This window comes from Candidatus Palauibacter australiensis, from assembly GCA_026705295.1.
In the GTDB taxonomy this organism is placed as follows: domain Bacteria; phylum Gemmatimonadota; class Gemmatimonadetes; order Palauibacterales; family Palauibacteraceae; genus Palauibacter; species Palauibacter australiensis.
Genome location: JAPPBA010000078.1, coordinates 1 through 14,731, shown reverse-complemented (window position 1 = coordinate 14,731; position 14,731 = coordinate 1). Strand labels below are relative to the sequence as shown.

Below are 14,731 nucleotides of genomic sequence, written 5' to 3'. Positions count from 1 at the left end.
GGGTTCTCTCGATCTCGTTCCGGAGAAACGCTCGATGCGCATCGTCGCCACCGCTTTCGCCGCCGTACTCGCCGGCAGTGCTCTCACCGGCGCGGCCGAACCGGCCGCCGCCCAGGAGCGGGCACGGGGGCTCCTCGATCCGCCCCCGATGGATGACAGTCCCGGCATGCGCGTGTACGTCGCCTCGTGCGCGGAGTGTCATTCCGGGGAGCGCACGGTGCGCGCCCCCGGCCTCACCACGCTCGGCGCGATGACGCCCCGGGCGGTCCTCAGCTCGCTGGAGGGCGGCCGCATGCGCCGGCACGGCGAGGATCTCACGCCGGACGAGCGCCGCGCCGTGGCGGAGTGGCTCACCGGCGGGACCCTCGTCGAGACGCGCCTCCCGTCCACTTCATTCTGCTCGAGCCCGCCGCGGGAGGGGGGCGTCGTGCACTGGTCCGGCTGGGGCGGCGGTGGGGGCGAGACGGGCTTCGCGGATGCGGCCCGAGCGGGACTCACCGCCGCCGACCTGCCGAATCTGGAACTCGCCTGGGCCTTCGGCTTCCCCGATGTGAGCCAGGTGCGCTCGAAGCCGGCGGTGATCGACGACCGGATCATCGTGGGCTCGGCGTACGGCGAGGTGTATTCCATCGACCTGGAGAGCGGCTGCGTACACTGGGTGTTCGCGGGCGACGCCGCCGTGCGCGGCGCGATCGTGGTTGGCGACGGGCCCGATGGCGGGCAGTCCGCCGTCTTCGCGGACTTCCGGACGAATGTGTACGCGATCGACGCGACGACCGGGGCCCTCCACTGGCGCGCCATCGCCGGGACCCACGCCGATCACGTCGTCACGGGAAGCGTGGCCGTTCACGAAGGCCGTGTCTTCGTACCGCTCTCGTCGATGGAGATCATCAGCGCCGGCGATCCGGTATACGAGTGCTGCACGTCCAGCGGAGGCGTCGCCGCCTTCTCGGTGGAGACGGGCGAACCGCTGTGGGAGTTCCGGACCGTAGCCGAGGAACCGCGGCACGTGGGTGAGAACGAGGTCGGAACCCGGCTCTTTGCGCCCTCCGGCGCGCCGGTGTGGTCCAGCCCGACGGTCGACGCCGCGCGCGGCCTCCTCTACATCGGGACCGGTGAGAACTACACGCGCCCGACGACGGGCGGGAGCGACGCGATCACCGCGCTCGACCTGGAGACGGGCGAGGCCCGCTGGACCTTCCAGGGGCGGGAAGACGACGCCTGGAACATGTCCTGCATCTCACCCCGCTTCCAGAACTGCCCCGCGCCGACCGGACCGGATCACGACTTCGGCATGGCTCCGATCGTCGTCACCGCCGAGGACGGATCCCAGCTCCTGATCGCCGGGCAGAAATCCGGCATGGTGTGGGCGCTGGACCCCGACGCCGAAGGCGAACTCGTGTGGGCGCGCCGGGTCGGGATGGGAAGCTCTCTCGGCGGCATCCACTGGGGTCTCACGTCCGACGGCCGCCGGGCCTACGTGCCGAACGTCGACAACCCGTTCGCCATCATCTCGGACCCGCGGTCGGGGGCCTCCACGCAGATGAACGCCGAGGATCCGCCCACTCCCGGCGTCTACGCTCTGGAGCTCGCGGGCGGCGAAGTCCTCTGGCACACGCCCCCCGATCCGTCCGTGTGTGCGGGCCGGGCCGGCTGCATGCCCTTTTTCTCGGCCGCCCCCACCGCGATCGAAGGGGCGGTGCTGGCCGGGAGCCTGGACGGCCACATGCGCGCCTTTTCGACGGAGGACGGCTCGCTGCTCTGGGATGTCGACACCGCGCGCGAGTTCGAGACCGTCAACGGCGTGCCGGGCCGTGGCGGTGCGATCGACGGGCCCGGACCCGTCGTGGCCCGCGGCTACGTCCTCGTCAACTCGGGATACGACCTGTTCAGCCAGATGCCCGGCAATCTTCTTCTCGCCTATCGGCTACCTCGTTAGCCGGGTTCACGCCAGGAGGCCCGCGATGCGCGTTCGCTTCTCGTCACTGTTCTCGTCGGTCGCGGCGGTCGCGGCCTTTAGCGCCCACGGCGCCGTCGCGCCGACCCCGCTCGTCGCGCAGGAGGGGCGGCCGCTCGAACTCGCGGACTACTACCGGCTGAAGGACGCGGGGAGCCCGGCCCTCTCGCCCGATGGGTCGCGCGTCGCCTACGTCGTCACGTCGGTCCTCGAGGAGGAGAACCGCCGCCACAGCGAGATCCGGCTCGTGGACGCCGACGGTTCCGGGGAGGCGACGCGGGTGACGAGCCCGAGCTTCAGCGCCTCCTCGCCCCGCTGGAGCCCGGACGGCCGCTACCTCGTCTTCACGTCGAACCGGCCGGATCCGGGCGGGTCGGGCGCCGGGAGCACGTGGTTCCTCCGCATGGACCGGCCGGCCGGCGAAGCGTTCCGGCTCGAGGGGCTGCGAGGCTCGCCGGTCTTCAGCCCGGACGGCCGCTGGATCGCGTTCACCCGGCCGACGCCGCCCCCGCCCCCGCCCGAGCCCGTCTGGGAGTCCGACTTCGAGCGCCGCACCGTGGAGCGCTTCGACGGACGCGAGTACGACTGGATGAACTACCGCTTCGACCGGCGGGGTTATCTCCCCGACCCGCGCGATCCGAACGCGACGCCTCCCCGCGAGGTGTACCTGCTGCCGGCCGAGGGGGGAGAAGCGCGGCAGCTCACGGAACTCGGCTTCGACGCCTCGGGGCTTGCCTGGAGCCCCGATGGCCGGCGGCTCGCGTTCACGGCGGACGCGCACCAGCGCGATGAGCACTCGTACGAGCGGTCGGATCTCTGGGTCGTCGACCTCGAAGGCGATGTGACACGGCTCACGGACGACGGGTACAACTACTCCTCCCCAGCCTGGTCCGCCGACGGTGCGCGCCTCGTCGTCCGGGGCAACGAGGGCCTGGACATCATCATCCGCGAAGCCCGCGACCGCGGGGCGCCCAACGACCTCTTCGTGTTCGACGCGGCGGACGGGACGCGGCTCCGCAACCTCACGGCGGATTGGGACCTGATCCCCGGCGGTCCCACCGTGAGCGCCGCTGGCGGGCACGTCTACTTCTCCGCGGGCATTCGCGGCAACACGCATCTCTTCCGGGTCGCCGAGGGAGGGGGGGCGGTCGAGCAGGTGACGACCGGGGACCGCCGGCTCGGGAGCTTCTCCTTCTCGGAGGATTTCTCGCGCATCGCGTTCCGGGCCACGGCGCCGACGGAACCGGGCGACGTCTGGGTCGCGGACGTGGGTGCCGCGACGGCCGAGGAGGTGCGGTTGAGCGAGGTGAATCGCGACCTGCTCGCCGAGATCGAACTGTCCAGCCCGGAGCGTCTCTCGTTCCGAAGTCCCGACGGGACGGAGGTCGAAGGTTGGATGCTGCCGGCGCGCGGCTACGCGGCGGGGCAGGGCGGGTTCCCCATGGTCCTGCAGATGCACGGCGGACCGCACGGCGCCTACGGAAACACCTTCTCGTTCGACCAGCAGCTCCTCGCGGGGCAGGGCTACATGGTGCTGTTCACGAATCCGCGGGCCTCGACGGGATACGGCGAAGACTTCCGCTGGGGGACGTGGGGCGGCTGGGGCTTCAACGACTACGACGACGTGATGGCGGGCGTCGACCATGCGATCGAACGCTATGAGATCGACACCGCGCGCATGGGCGCGACCGGCTATTCCTACGGGGGATACCTCACGAACTGGGTCATCACGCAGACGGACCGCTTCGCCGCCGCCATCGCCGGAGCCTCGATCTCCAACTGGGTCAGCGACTACGCCGTGGCGGACATCCCGCGCACCAAGGAGAGCGAGTTCTACGGCCCGCCGTGGGAGGAACGCGGGCTTGAGCACCTACTGCGTTCTTCTCCCATCATCCACGCGAAGGGCGTGACGACACCGACCCTCTTCGTCCACGGAGAATCGGACCACCGGGTTCCGATCGAAGAGGCGGAGCAGATGTACGTGGCGCTCCGAAAGCAGCAGGTGCCCGCGAAGTTCGTGCGCTATCCCGACTCCTACCACGGGGGATGGACCCCGTGGCGCATGGTGCACCGGATGTGGGTCCAACTCGAATGGTGGGAACAGTGGCTCCGTCCGTCCGCGACCTCCGACCAATGAGCGCGGTCGCGAGCCGTTCCGCGAGCCGTTTCGCGGGCCGTGCTGCGAGCCGTCCTGCGGGCCGATCCGTACGTGGTCGCCCGCTCGCGTGTCTCCCCTTCCTCCTGGCGCTGGCGGCGTGCCAGGCGGAGACGGATCTCTCGCCGGAGCGCTGGGCCGCCGACTACGAGCGGTTCATGGAGGCGCAACTCGTGGACCGGACGGAAGCCGGCGTCGCCACGGGCGAGAACGGGGCGGTCACCGTCGCCTACAACGGGCTCGCGGCGCGCGCCGGACTGGAGGCGCTGAGGCAGGGAGGGAACGCCATCGACGCCGCGATGACGACCGCGCTCATGCAGGTCGCGCTCACCGCCGGGGCGCCGATCAGCTACTTCGGCATCATGTCGCTCGTCTACTACGACGCGGGCACGGACCGCGTCTACACGATGAACGCCGAGTGGAACACGGTGCTCGGGGAGGACGATCCGGCGAACATCCCTGGCGGGGTCGATCTCTCTTCTCCCGACGGGATTTACGGTACCGACGTGAGCGGGCGCACGGCGCTCGTGGGCGGGTTCATGAAGGGGGTCGGGGCCGCGCACGAGCGGTTCGGGCGACTCCCGTGGGCGGAGATCTTCAAGCCTTCGATCCACGTCGCCGAGCGGGGCTTCCCCATCTCGAAGAAGGTGGAGGGCTACTGGGAGGGACGGGCCGCGGACCTCGCCCGGCTGCCGGAGACGAAGGCGACGTTCCTGAAGAAGGACGGCTCTCCGTACGTCGAGGGGGACGTGCTGCGCCAGCCCGCGCTGGCCGCGACGCTGCGCGCGGTGGCGGAGCAGGGGACCGGCTACATGTACGGCGGCCCGTGGGCCGAGAAGGCCGCGGCCGCGATCCAGGCGGACGGGGGCCGGATGACCGTCGAGGACCTCGCCGCCTACGAGGTCATCTGGGACGAGCCGCTCGTGGCGGAACTGGGGGACGGCTGGGAGTTGCACACGAACCCTCCGCCGAACGCGGGCGGAGTGGCGATGATCGAGGCGCAGCGGCTCGCGGCGGCTTCCGGGCTGCTGGAGGAGGGCCACTGGACGGAATCGCCGGAGGCCCTGCGGACCGCGCTCGACGTGACCCGCGCCTCGCTGCTCGACTTTCTGCCGCCCGAATTGGCCGCGTCGCTCATCGGCGGCGAGTTCACCCCGGCGGCGCGCGTCACGCCGGACCACGCCGACCGGCTATGGAACGTCATCCAGACCGGGCTGCCCCTCGGCAACTGGGCGCCGCGCGGCCCCGGCCACTCCGACGACGTCGTGGCCATCGACGGCGAGGGCAACATCGCCGCGATCACGCACAGCATCAACGCGGTCCTGTGGGGCAAGACCGCGATCGTCGTGGACGGGATCACGATCGGCGATCCGGCGTCCTTCCAGCAGACGCAGATCGCCCGCCTCGAGCCGGGATCGCGGCTCCCGGCGCCCACGCAGACCGGGATCCTGTTCCGCGACGGGCGGCCCGTGCTCGGCTTCGCGTCGATGGGGTCCGGCCTCCACCACCGGACCTTCCAGGGGCTGCTGAACGTGATGCGGTTCGGCATGACGGTGGACGAGGCGATCGATACGCCCGACTTCTTCATGCCGAACCCGGATCCGGCGACCGGCGCGCTCACGTTCCGCGTGCCGGGCGGGAAGTTCCCCCCGGAGGTCCTCGACGGGACGGGGTACGCGTACGAGGAGATCTTCCCCATGGAGGCCCGCTTCGGCGGCGAGGGGCTGTGGGTCGCGATCCAGCGCGATCCCGACACGGGCGCACTGCGCGCGGCGTCCCACAACCGCAACAACAGCGCCGCGGTCGCTTGGTGAGACCGCGCTGGCGGACCCGTGCGGCGGGTGTAGTGGCGACGGCGCTCTTCGCCGCCTGCGCGACGGGGCGCGGCCCGCCCGCAATCGGGTCGATTCCGGCCGCACCGCCCGCCGCAGATCCAACCCCGTTTGTCTCGGCGGCGCCTTCCGCCGAAACCGGTACCCCGGTCCCGGCGACGGCCGCGGGACCGGCGTCCGGAACGGCGCTCTTCAACGACTCCCACTTCCATCTTCTGAACTACATCCAGCGCGGCCCGACGGCGCGCGCGTTCCTCGACATGACGGCCGGGCGGGTGGGGCGCGTGGCCATGTTCGGGATCCCGCTGCAGCAGAAGTGGGACTACTTCCTGTCGGGCGAGCGCGCGCCCGACTACTACCTGCGGACGAACGCGGACCTGTACTACTACTCGTTCGTGGACGCCGTGATCGCGCGGGAGTATCTGTCGCTGCCCGAGGAGGACCGCAGCCGCGTCGACCCCATGATCACGGGCTTCAACCCGTCGGACATGTACGCCTCCGACCACATCGAGCGCGTCCTGCTCACCTTCCCCGGCGTGTTCGCCGGCATCGGCGAGTTCACCATCCACAAGGAGTTCGTGTCCTCCAAGGTCGCCGGGCACGCGGCGAGCCTGCGAAATCCCGCCCTCGACCGGATCCTGGCCACGGCGGCGGAGATCGGTCTCGTCGTCATCCTCCACAACGACGTCGACCAGGTCCGTCCGGGCGATCCGCCGGATCACGCGGCGGACGTGCTGGACGTGTTCGCCCGCCACCCCGGGACGACGATCATCTGGGCCCACACCGGCCTGGGCCGCTTCGTCGGACCTTCGGACGGGCACGTCGCGTGGCTCGACGGTTGGCTGTCCGACCCGCGCTACGACCATGTGGCGCTCGACATCTCCTGGGACGAGGTAGCCAGGTACATCGTGGGCGATGACGCGAGCGCCGATGCGTGGGCGACCCTGATCGGCCGGCACCCGACGCGGTTCCTGTTCGGCACCGACGCCGTGGCCCCCGCCGACTGGGAGGGCTACGTCGCCAACTACACGGTCTACGACCCGCTGTGGGAACGGCTCGACCCCGCGGTCCGCGCCCAGGTCGAGCGGCTCAACTACGAGCGCATCTTCGACGCCGCCATCCCCCGCATCCGCGCCTGGGAAGCGCGCCAACCGGCCGGCGGCGCGGGCCGCTGAGCCCTGGATTCGCTCCCCCGGTGCGCGGCCGTACCTTGACGCGCAGGAGCGTGCGTGCGATTTCGGCATCGCTTCTTCCGCTTTGCGACGCAAAACGGCAATTGGATCAGGGGACGCCGACATGGCTGTGACGACGACCGTGCCGCGCTGGCGGCGCCGGCTCCGGGCGGCGCGCGAGATTTACGAGGGGCTGTACATCGCCCCCTACCGCGCGACGATCCACCGCGAGTACCTGCGGCAGCACGATGCGTTCATGCTGATGGGCTTCTCCGACCTCCTCGGCGTGCCGAACCCGGTCCAGTTCTACATGCTCGAGCTGTATCCGTCGCTCATCGAGGAGTTTCACGAGTGGCACGTCCGGGTCGGGATGGAGCGCGGGCCAGAAGGCGGCTTCCGCTGTTGCTGAGCGACGCGGATTCGCGGCGGGCCCCGCTGCCGTTCCCGGACCGGCCGGTCCTCTTCTTCGGCGGCAAGGGCGGGGTGGGGAAGACGACCATGGCCGCCGTGGCCGCGCTGGACATGGCCTCGCGGGGGCGGCGAACCCTCCTCGTGTCCACCGATCCGGCGCACTCCACCGGGGACGTACTCCAGGCGAAGCTGGGGGACCGGCCGCGGCAGGTCGCCGAGGGTTGCTGGGCCATGGAGGTCGATCCGGAGCGGGAGGCGGACCGCTACATCGAGGCGGTCAAGTCGCGCGTCGAGTCGGCCGCGCCCCCGCGGCTCCTGGGTGAGGTCTACCGGCAGATCGACATCGCGCGGGTCTCTCCCGGGGCCGTGGAGTCGGCCGTCTTCGACCGCTTCACGCACATCCTCGAGGCCGAAGGGGACGCCTACGACCGGATCGTCTTCGACACGGCGCCCACCGGCCAGACGCTGCGGCTGCTCTCCCTGCCGGAGCTGATGACGACCTGGATCGGCGGGCTCATCAAGCGCCGGCGGAAGGTGGGCGCCCTCTCGCGGATGTGGAAGAACGTGGCGGGGCCCGAGGCGGACGATCTCGATAACGACCCTCTCCTGCGGGCGCTCGAGGAACGCCGGGACCGCTTTGAGGCGGCGCGCCGGGTCCTCACCAACCCCCGCCGGACGGCCTTCGTGTTCGTCGTGATCCCCGAACGCCTGCCGATCTGGGAGACGGAGAAGGCGGTCAAGGCCCTCGCGAAGCACGATGTCCCGGTGGGAGCCGTCGTCGTGAACCTCGTGCTCCCGGAGCGCGAAGGCGGCGCGGCGGAGGACCCATTCCTCGCCGCCAGGCGCGAACGCCAGGCCGCCTATCTTGCGAGGATCTCGCAGTCTCTTGGAGATTGGCCCGTCCTCCGCGTCGACCTCCAGGACTCCGATCCCGTGGGCGTGGACGCACTTGGACGGATTCCCGTACTCGATACCACCGTACTCGATACTACGGAGGGGGTTGTCCGATGAGCGCGATCGTCCTGCTGGTGATTGGTCTGTCGGCCTTCCTCACGGGAGTCCTCATCTACTCGCGCTTCATCGCGGGCAAGGTCTTCAAGCTCGACCCGGACTTCGTCACGCCGGCGCACGAGTTCCGGGACGGCGTCGACTACGTGCCGACGAACAAGCACGTCCTCTTCGGGCACCACTTCACGTCGGTGGCGGGGGCGGCGCCGATCGTGGGCCCGGCGATCGCCGTCATCTGGGGCTGGCTGCCGGCCTTCCTGTGGGTTGTGCTCGGGACGGTTTTCGCGGGGGCGGTGCACGACTTCAGCGCCCTGTGGATCTCGAGCCGCCACAAGGGCCGCTCGATCGGGACGCTGACCGAGTCGATCCTCGGCCAGCGCGCCCGCGTCCTCTTCCTCCTCATCATCTTCTTCCTGCTCCTGATGGTGAATGCGGTGTTCGCCGTCATCATCGCGAACCTGTTCATGGCCAACCCCGGCGCCGTGGTCCCGGTGTGGGGGTCGCTCGTCGTGGCGCTCATCGTCGGCTTCCTCATCTACCGGACGGGGACGGGGATCCTCGTCCCGTCGCTGGGGGCGCTGGCGACGCTGTACGTGCTGATCTGGTTCGGGCAGGACATGCCGTTCACGCTGCCCGACTTCATCGGGTTCAGCCCGACCGAGGCGCAAATGGCCGCGGCGGGAGGGGATGCGGCCGCGGCGGGGGAGGCGGCGGCGGCGGATGGGCGGCGCGTGGGATGGATCGCGATCCTCTTCGCGTACACGTTCGTCGCCTCGGTGCTGCCGGTGTGGCTGCTCCTGCAGCCGCGCGACTACGTGAACGGGCATCAGCTCTTCGTCGCGCTCGGCATCATCAGCCTCGGCGTGATCGTGGTGAACCCGGAGGTCGTGGCGCCCACGGTGAACACGGATCTGCCCGCCGACACGCCGGGCTGGCTGCCGCTCCTCTTCATCACCATCGCGTGCGGCGCGATCAGCGGCTTCCACGGCCTCGTGGCGTCCGGTACTTCATCGAAACAGCTCGCGAATGAGGCGGAGGCGCGCTACGTGGGCTACGGCGGCGCCATCGGCGAAGGCTCGCTTGCCGTCACGTCGATCATCGCGTGTACGGCGGGCTTCGCCATCTACCTCAGCCGCGACGTGGGCGCGACGCAGGGCCTCGCGCTCTGGCAGCAGCACTATGGGAGCTTCGAGGCGGCCACCGCGGGCGCCACGACGGCTTTCGTGAACGGCGTGGGCGTGCTCGCGGGCGGCCTGGGGATTCCCGAGAGCGTGGCCGTGATCTTCGCGTCGGTCGTCGTGATCAGCTTCGCCGCCACGACGCTGGATACCGCGATCCGGCTGCAGCGCTACATCATCAGCGAACTCGGCGTCGAGTACAAGGTGAAGGCGATCCAGAACCGCTGGGTGGCGACGGGGATCGCGGTCGCCAGTTGCGCGCTCCTCGCCCTCTCGGTCGACCGGGGCGCCGGCGGCATGATGATCTGGCCGCTGTTCGGCACCACGAACCAGCTCCTGGCCGGCCTCACGCTCCTCATCGTGTCGCTCTTCCTGATGGGGAAGGGACGCCCCTTCTGGGTGACGATGATCCCGATGTCGTTCCTCCTCCTGATGACGACGTGGGCCATGATCATCAACCTCGACCGCTACTTCGGGTCGAACGACTGGTTGCTGCTCGTGATCGGGGCCGCGATCTTCATCCTCGAGATCTGGCTCCTCCTCGAGGGTGCCGCCGCCATCCGCCGCGTCCGCGCGGGAAGAGCCCAGGCGTAGCCGCCGGACCCTTCGTTCAGGCGGCCAGGATGTCGTGGATGATGGCTTCGTGATGCTGGTGGTGGAGGTGGAGGAAGCGTAGCCACTCGGCGGGCGTGAAGTGGCCCAGCACGTGATGCGGGAGCGTGAGCCGGCAGGCGTCCAGTTCCGCCCCTCGCGGCTCGAGGCCCGCCGTCAGCGCACGCAACGCCTCGAAACCCGCCCGGACGTCAGCAGATGCCAGACCAGTAGGTAGCGTGAAGTCGGGCGCGGGGCCCCGACCGCGCGGGATCGATCCGCGCGCCAGGAGCGCCACGCCGATCTCCTGCGGGAACTGTTCCCTCGTCGCCGGGTTCGGTCGGGCCAGCGCCGCTACGACCCAGTCCAGCACGTTTCGGTCGGAGAAGAGCAGGTGCTCCAGGTGATCCTGGACGCTCCACGCCGAGACTTCGGGCGCGGAGAGGGCCAGCCGGTCAACGTCGTCGGCTCGTTCGAGGCAGCGGCCGATGCCGGCGCGGATCCCGGCGAGGGAGTCCGGCGCCGTGTAGGAATCCGTAGGTGGTTTCACGACTCGGGCGACCGGCGGGGTCGGCCGCCCGGGGATGGGCGGTCGGCCCTGGCCACGTCTCCTACCAGTTCATGGCGAGGTTGAGCGTCACGCTATTCGCCGGGCCCGACGCGGCGCCGTAGGCGTTCCGGCCCCCCTCGACGTTCAGCCAGAGGCCCGAACCGACGTTGAGACGCCCGCCCAGATGGTAGCCGTACAGGCTCTGCCCCGATCCCTGGAGCGGAACCAGCGCCAGCGGACCCTGGAACGGGCCCGCGCCCAATTGGCCCGCGCCGGACGGACCCGCGCCCGGCTGCTCCGACAGGACCAGTCTCGCGTACGGCGTGAAGGTGCCCCGGCCCGCCAGCGCGTCGACGCCGTATCCGATCTCCGCATCAAGCCGGCGGCTGCCGTGGCCGTAGCCGTAGGCGTTCGGCGTCAATCCGGTCGCGCCCTGCGCCCAGAGCCGCGCCAGACCGCTCGCCGTCGACCCCCAGGAGGGACTCGCGCGGAGCGACAGCCCGCGTCCCGCCCCCTGCGGGTTGAGCGTGATCGACCCGCCGAGCCCCCACTCCTCGTAGTGGCTCTGTTCGTGCGCCACGAGCTTGCGCCCGTGCACGGAGACCGTGAGGCCCCGCTCCAGGTCGAGGAACGCGAGACCGACTCCCAGTTCCATCCCGAAGCCGGTGTCCACGTCGCCCCCGTCGCGTCTCATGCCGACCCGCAGGTTCGGCTGGACCATCTCGCCGGACGAGAGCGTGTATCCCCTCGAGGCATCGAACATCACGCGCACGCGACTCACGTCGGTCGTGAGTTCGTGCCGACCATCGACCTCCTCCGAGTTCATCTGCGCGACGAAGCCATCCGACCGCAGCGCGAGCTTGAAGTCTCCCGGATCGTCGGCCCGCACAAGCTCACCCTGCGCCCCCAGTCCGACCATGCGCATGGAGATGTCGCTCGAAGGCTCCTGCTCTCCGCTCCCGGAGATGTCCAGCCGGCCGAACCCGTACCCGAGTGCGCCCCACAGGGAGAGGCGATCGCTGAGTGCGAGCCGGGCGTAGGGGAAGGCGCTGGTCAGTCTCGTCGACACGTCGCCGGCGTCATCTTCTCCGGCACGTCCCAGGTCGAATCCACCCGACCCGAGACTGCGGGACACGGCGAGCCCGGCGAGTACCGATCCGAACCTGTAGTCGGCGCCAAGCGCGGCGGTGACGATTTCGCCGTGACCCGACCCACCGCCCTCGCCGGCCGAGAAGCGCGTCAATTCTCCCGCGCCCCAGAGCGAGTAGTCGCCGCCGCCCCCCGCATCCTGCCCGGTGGAGACCTGGAAGGAGGTCTCACCGAGGAGTCCGCCCACGGACGAGGGGAGGAATGCCGTCGGCGCCATCCGGCTCGCGGGGGAAGCCGCGGACGCCAGGGCGTTGAGGCCGCCGAACGGTCCGCCTCGCGCGCCCGGCGCCGCGAGGTCGATCGTGCGCCCGCCGACCGTCACCTGGTCCGGTCCACCGGCCGCGTGCGAGACGCGGTCGCCGATCATCTCCATGGCCTGGCTCGCCACCGAGCGGCCGAACCGCTCGAGCCAGTCGGCCGCCGCCATCTCCGCCTCGGCGGTGGAGAAATTCCGATAGAATCCGGCGCCGACGATGAACTCGACGCCTTGGTAGATGGGCAGGTCGCTCTTGTACGAGACGGCGTAACTCACCTTGGGCGTTCCGGTGTCCTCATCCCCCTGTACCGTCGGGTCATCCCAGAAGTACTCGACAAATCCTCCACCCCCCTGGGCTACGGCGATGACTTCCCTTACGAACGGCCTCCCCCGGAAGTCCGTGTTGTCGATCGCCGTACGGCCTTCACGCCAGGGGTCCGCGCCGTGGAAGATCACATAACCTTCGGGAGTGAAGACGAAGAGATAGATCGGGCCGGACTTGAACGGGCCGCCCTCCTCCCGCATCAAGGCCTTCCACTCGGTCGCGCGCTGGAAACCGACCTGCCCGACGAGTTCGAGCAGCCAGTCGAGAGAGCCATGCACGAACTGCCTCAGCGTCTCGCGGTCTACCACATCGGCGGCGGTGACCTCCGGATGCGGGACGGGAGGGAGCGGCTGCCCGGCGTTCGAAAGGTTCTGGTAGTACCCCCCGACTATGACCAGATCCGCTCCGAGCACCTGGGAATGGTACTGAAGGGCGTAGCTGTCCTTGCAGCGGGAGTCACCCGGATCCTGCGGGTCGTCCCAGCACCACTCCACGAAGCCGCCCCCGGCCGCCGCGGCGTCAAGCATCTGCCGGACGACTTTGGTCCCGTTTTCGTCCACCACCTCAGAGACGTTCGTGCCATCGATGTGAGGGTCTTCGCCGTGGATGAACACCTGTCCATCGGGGGTCATGAGGATCAGGTACATGTTCCCCACGTTGTAGTCGCTGCCCTCCGTCCTCACGGCCTGGATGAGCCGGGACCCCTCGTTGATGTCGGTAATGGCGGCGGAGACGGCCGTCGCCCAGGTCACGAACCCCTTCAGGGTCTCGCGGTCCACCACCTCACTGGCGGTGACCTTCGGCACCTGTGCGTTGGCGGGACGCGCCCGGAGCCCGACCACGGCCAGGCCCAGCAGCGCCAGGATCATCACGGAAGACGTTCGGTTTCGCATGACGGTCATACTCTAACGCCGGAATGCGCGCGTCGCACCCAATATTGGGGGGCTCGCTGGCGAAGAGCGCGCTCGCGTGGGCTCGCTACCGGGTCCGCGGACGCGGGTTCGGCCAGGGAGAATCCGTCACGGAATCAGGGGTCGAGGTCGACCTCGATCTCCACGGCGTCCACGTTTTCGGCGGTCAGTTCGTCTTCGCCGGTCGGCATGCCGTTGATCTTGAACATGTAGGCGACGACATCGACGTACTGCTCGGCGGGCAGCCCGCCCGGATTGTCCTCCGGCATCGTGGCCACGATCTCATCCACGAGGTCCTTCACGGAGGCCCCGACCCACGACTGGATGAACGGCCCCCCGAAGTCCTCCTCGAAGTGACATTCCGCGCAGATGTTCCAGAAGACGTCTTCGCCGCGCGTGGCCTGCTCCTCGCTGAACACACCCTGGGTCGTGTTGGCCGCGGCGGCGGCCTCCTCGGTCTCCGCCTCCTCGCCGCCCTCCTCCTGGCCTGCGAGACTGGAGGCGCCGAGGATGACCGCGACGGCCGCCATCCAGACCGATCCGCGGATCGCGCGCCACGGGGCGGAGGTCGGAGGATGGTTCGACGTGTGGTTCGATATGTGCATCGGGATTCCCCTGCGTTGAACGGGTGCGAGAACGCCCCAACCTGAATTCCGAAGCCGGGCCGGAGCAAGTATCCTCCCTCACGAGTACTCCCCTACGAGCCTCCGCTGTCTGTCGTGGTGGCCTCCTCGTCATCCGATTGCTCGTCATCTTCGGGCGGCCGCGGGCGGTTCATGCGCAGCGACACGCCGCCGAAGAAGAAGGAGCCGGAGCGCTTCACCTCGTGCTCTCCCTCGTACAGGTAGTCGAGCAGCGCCTCGTTCCACGATAGTCCCGCCTTGGCGACCAGCTCCATCCACGGGCCGTACGCCGTCTCGTCCGGGGCTTCCGTCGTGCCGGACCAGATCGTGATGCGGGGGTCGTATCCGAACCGCGACTCGCCGCTCGATCCCCGCAACGGCATCTCGATGAGCACGCTGTCGGACATCGGGAGCCGGAACACATCCGGATCGTAGGCGGCTCCGTAGCGGCGGTAGCGCGCATAGTTGCGCTGGTTCATCTCGAACACGTCGCGGTTCGAGTTGATCCCGCGCGTGATGTAGTCGCGGATCTCGAACGCCGCGTCGCGGTGCCGGGGGAGGAGAATGCCGCAACAACAAGCACGATGCCGCTGATGCATGCTGCGCCCGCACC

General features: G+C 69.7%; 11 protein-coding genes. 7 read left to right on the top strand and 4 right to left on the bottom strand.

Going from position 1 to position 14,731, the window contains the following annotated elements:
- The first annotated feature begins 34 nt into the window (after positions 1 to 34).
- The 7 genes from OXN85_05960 (at position 35) to OXN85_05930 (ending at position 10,307) form a co-directional block, all read left to right on the top strand.
- Positions 35 to 1,939, top strand: a complete 1,905-nt coding sequence (locus OXN85_05960; protein ID MCY3599494.1) for a PQQ-binding-like beta-propeller repeat protein — start codon at positions 35 to 37, stop codon at positions 1,937 to 1,939.
- Between the two features lie 25 nt (positions 1,940 to 1,964).
- The gene (locus OXN85_05955) at positions 1,965 to 4,094 is read left to right on the top strand and encodes a S9 family peptidase (protein MCY3599493.1); all 2,130 of its coding nucleotides are present in this window, start codon (positions 1,965 to 1,967) and stop codon (positions 4,092 to 4,094) included.
- On the top strand, positions 4,091 to 5,926 hold the full coding sequence (locus OXN85_05950; protein ID MCY3599492.1) for a gamma-glutamyltransferase: 1,836 nt from the start codon (positions 4,091 to 4,093) through the stop codon (positions 5,924 to 5,926). Before OXN85_05955 ends, OXN85_05950 begins: the two co-directional genes overlap by 4 nt.
- Positions 5,927 to 5,958: 32 nt before the next feature.
- On the top strand, positions 5,959 to 7,119 hold the full coding sequence (locus OXN85_05945) for an amidohydrolase family protein (GenBank protein MCY3599491.1): 1,161 nt from the start codon (positions 5,959 to 5,961) through the stop codon (positions 7,117 to 7,119).
- Between the two features lie 121 nt (positions 7,120 to 7,240).
- A complete protein-coding gene (locus tag OXN85_05940) occupies positions 7,241 to 7,525 on the top strand; it encodes a DNA helicase (GenBank protein ID MCY3599490.1) in 285 nt (94 codons plus the stop codon).
- On the top strand, positions 7,519 to 8,538 hold the full coding sequence (locus tag OXN85_05935; GenBank protein ID MCY3599489.1) for a TRC40/GET3/ArsA family transport-energizing ATPase: 1,020 nt from the start codon (positions 7,519 to 7,521) through the stop codon (positions 8,536 to 8,538). Before OXN85_05940 ends, OXN85_05935 begins: the two co-directional genes overlap by 7 nt.
- Positions 8,535 to 10,307: a carbon starvation protein A gene (locus OXN85_05930; protein MCY3599488.1), complete on the top strand. Its 1,773-nt coding sequence runs from the start codon at positions 8,535 to 8,537 to the stop codon at positions 10,305 to 10,307. Before OXN85_05935 ends, OXN85_05930 begins: the two co-directional genes overlap by 4 nt.
- A gap of 16 nt (positions 10,308 to 10,323) precedes the next feature.
- On the opposite strand, the gene OXN85_05925 is transcribed toward OXN85_05930, so the two are convergent.
- From OXN85_05925 to OXN85_05910, 4 genes are all read right to left on the bottom strand, one after another.
- Entirely contained in the window at positions 10,324 to 10,854 is a 531-nt protein-coding gene (locus OXN85_05925) for a DinB family protein (protein MCY3599487.1), read from the bottom strand.
- Between the two features lie 61 nt (positions 10,855 to 10,915).
- Positions 10,916 to 13,477: a cache domain-containing protein gene (locus OXN85_05920; protein ID MCY3599486.1), complete on the bottom strand. Its 2,562-nt coding sequence runs from the start codon at positions 13,475 to 13,477 to the stop codon at positions 10,916 to 10,918.
- A gap of 134 nt (positions 13,478 to 13,611) precedes the next feature.
- The gene (locus OXN85_05915) at positions 13,612 to 14,100 is read right to left on the bottom strand and encodes a cytochrome c (GenBank protein ID MCY3599485.1); all 489 of its coding nucleotides are present in this window, start codon (positions 14,098 to 14,100) and stop codon (positions 13,612 to 13,614) included.
- Positions 14,101 to 14,192: 92 nt separating this feature from the next.
- A partial coding sequence (locus OXN85_05910) for a hypothetical protein (GenBank protein ID MCY3599484.1) occupies positions 14,193 to 14,731 on the bottom strand: 539 nt, incomplete at its 5' end.

Bases quoted from the DNA above. Each gene is read 5' to 3' on its own strand.
- OXN85_05960 (MCY3599494.1), top strand. From the start codon at position 35: ATGCGCATCGTCGCCACCGCTTTCGCCGCCGTACTCGCCGGCAGTGCT.
- OXN85_05955 (MCY3599493.1), top strand. From the start codon at position 1,965: ATGCGCGTTCGCTTCTCGTCACTGTTCTCGTCGGTCGCGGCGGTCGCG.
- OXN85_05950 (MCY3599492.1), top strand. From the start codon at position 4,091: ATGAGCGCGGTCGCGAGCCGTTCCGCGAGCCGTTTCGCGGGCCGTGCT.
- OXN85_05940 (MCY3599490.1), top strand. From the start codon at position 7,241: ATGGCTGTGACGACGACCGTGCCGCGCTGGCGGCGCCGGCTCCGGGCG.
- OXN85_05930 (MCY3599488.1), top strand. From the start codon at position 8,535: ATGAGCGCGATCGTCCTGCTGGTGATTGGTCTGTCGGCCTTCCTCACG.
- OXN85_05920 (MCY3599486.1), bottom strand. From the start codon at position 13,477: ATGCGAAACCGAACGTCTTCCGTGATGATCCTGGCGCTGCTGGGCCTG.
- OXN85_05915 (MCY3599485.1), bottom strand. From the start codon at position 14,100: ATGCACATATCGAACCACACGTCGAACCATCCTCCGACCTCCGCCCCG.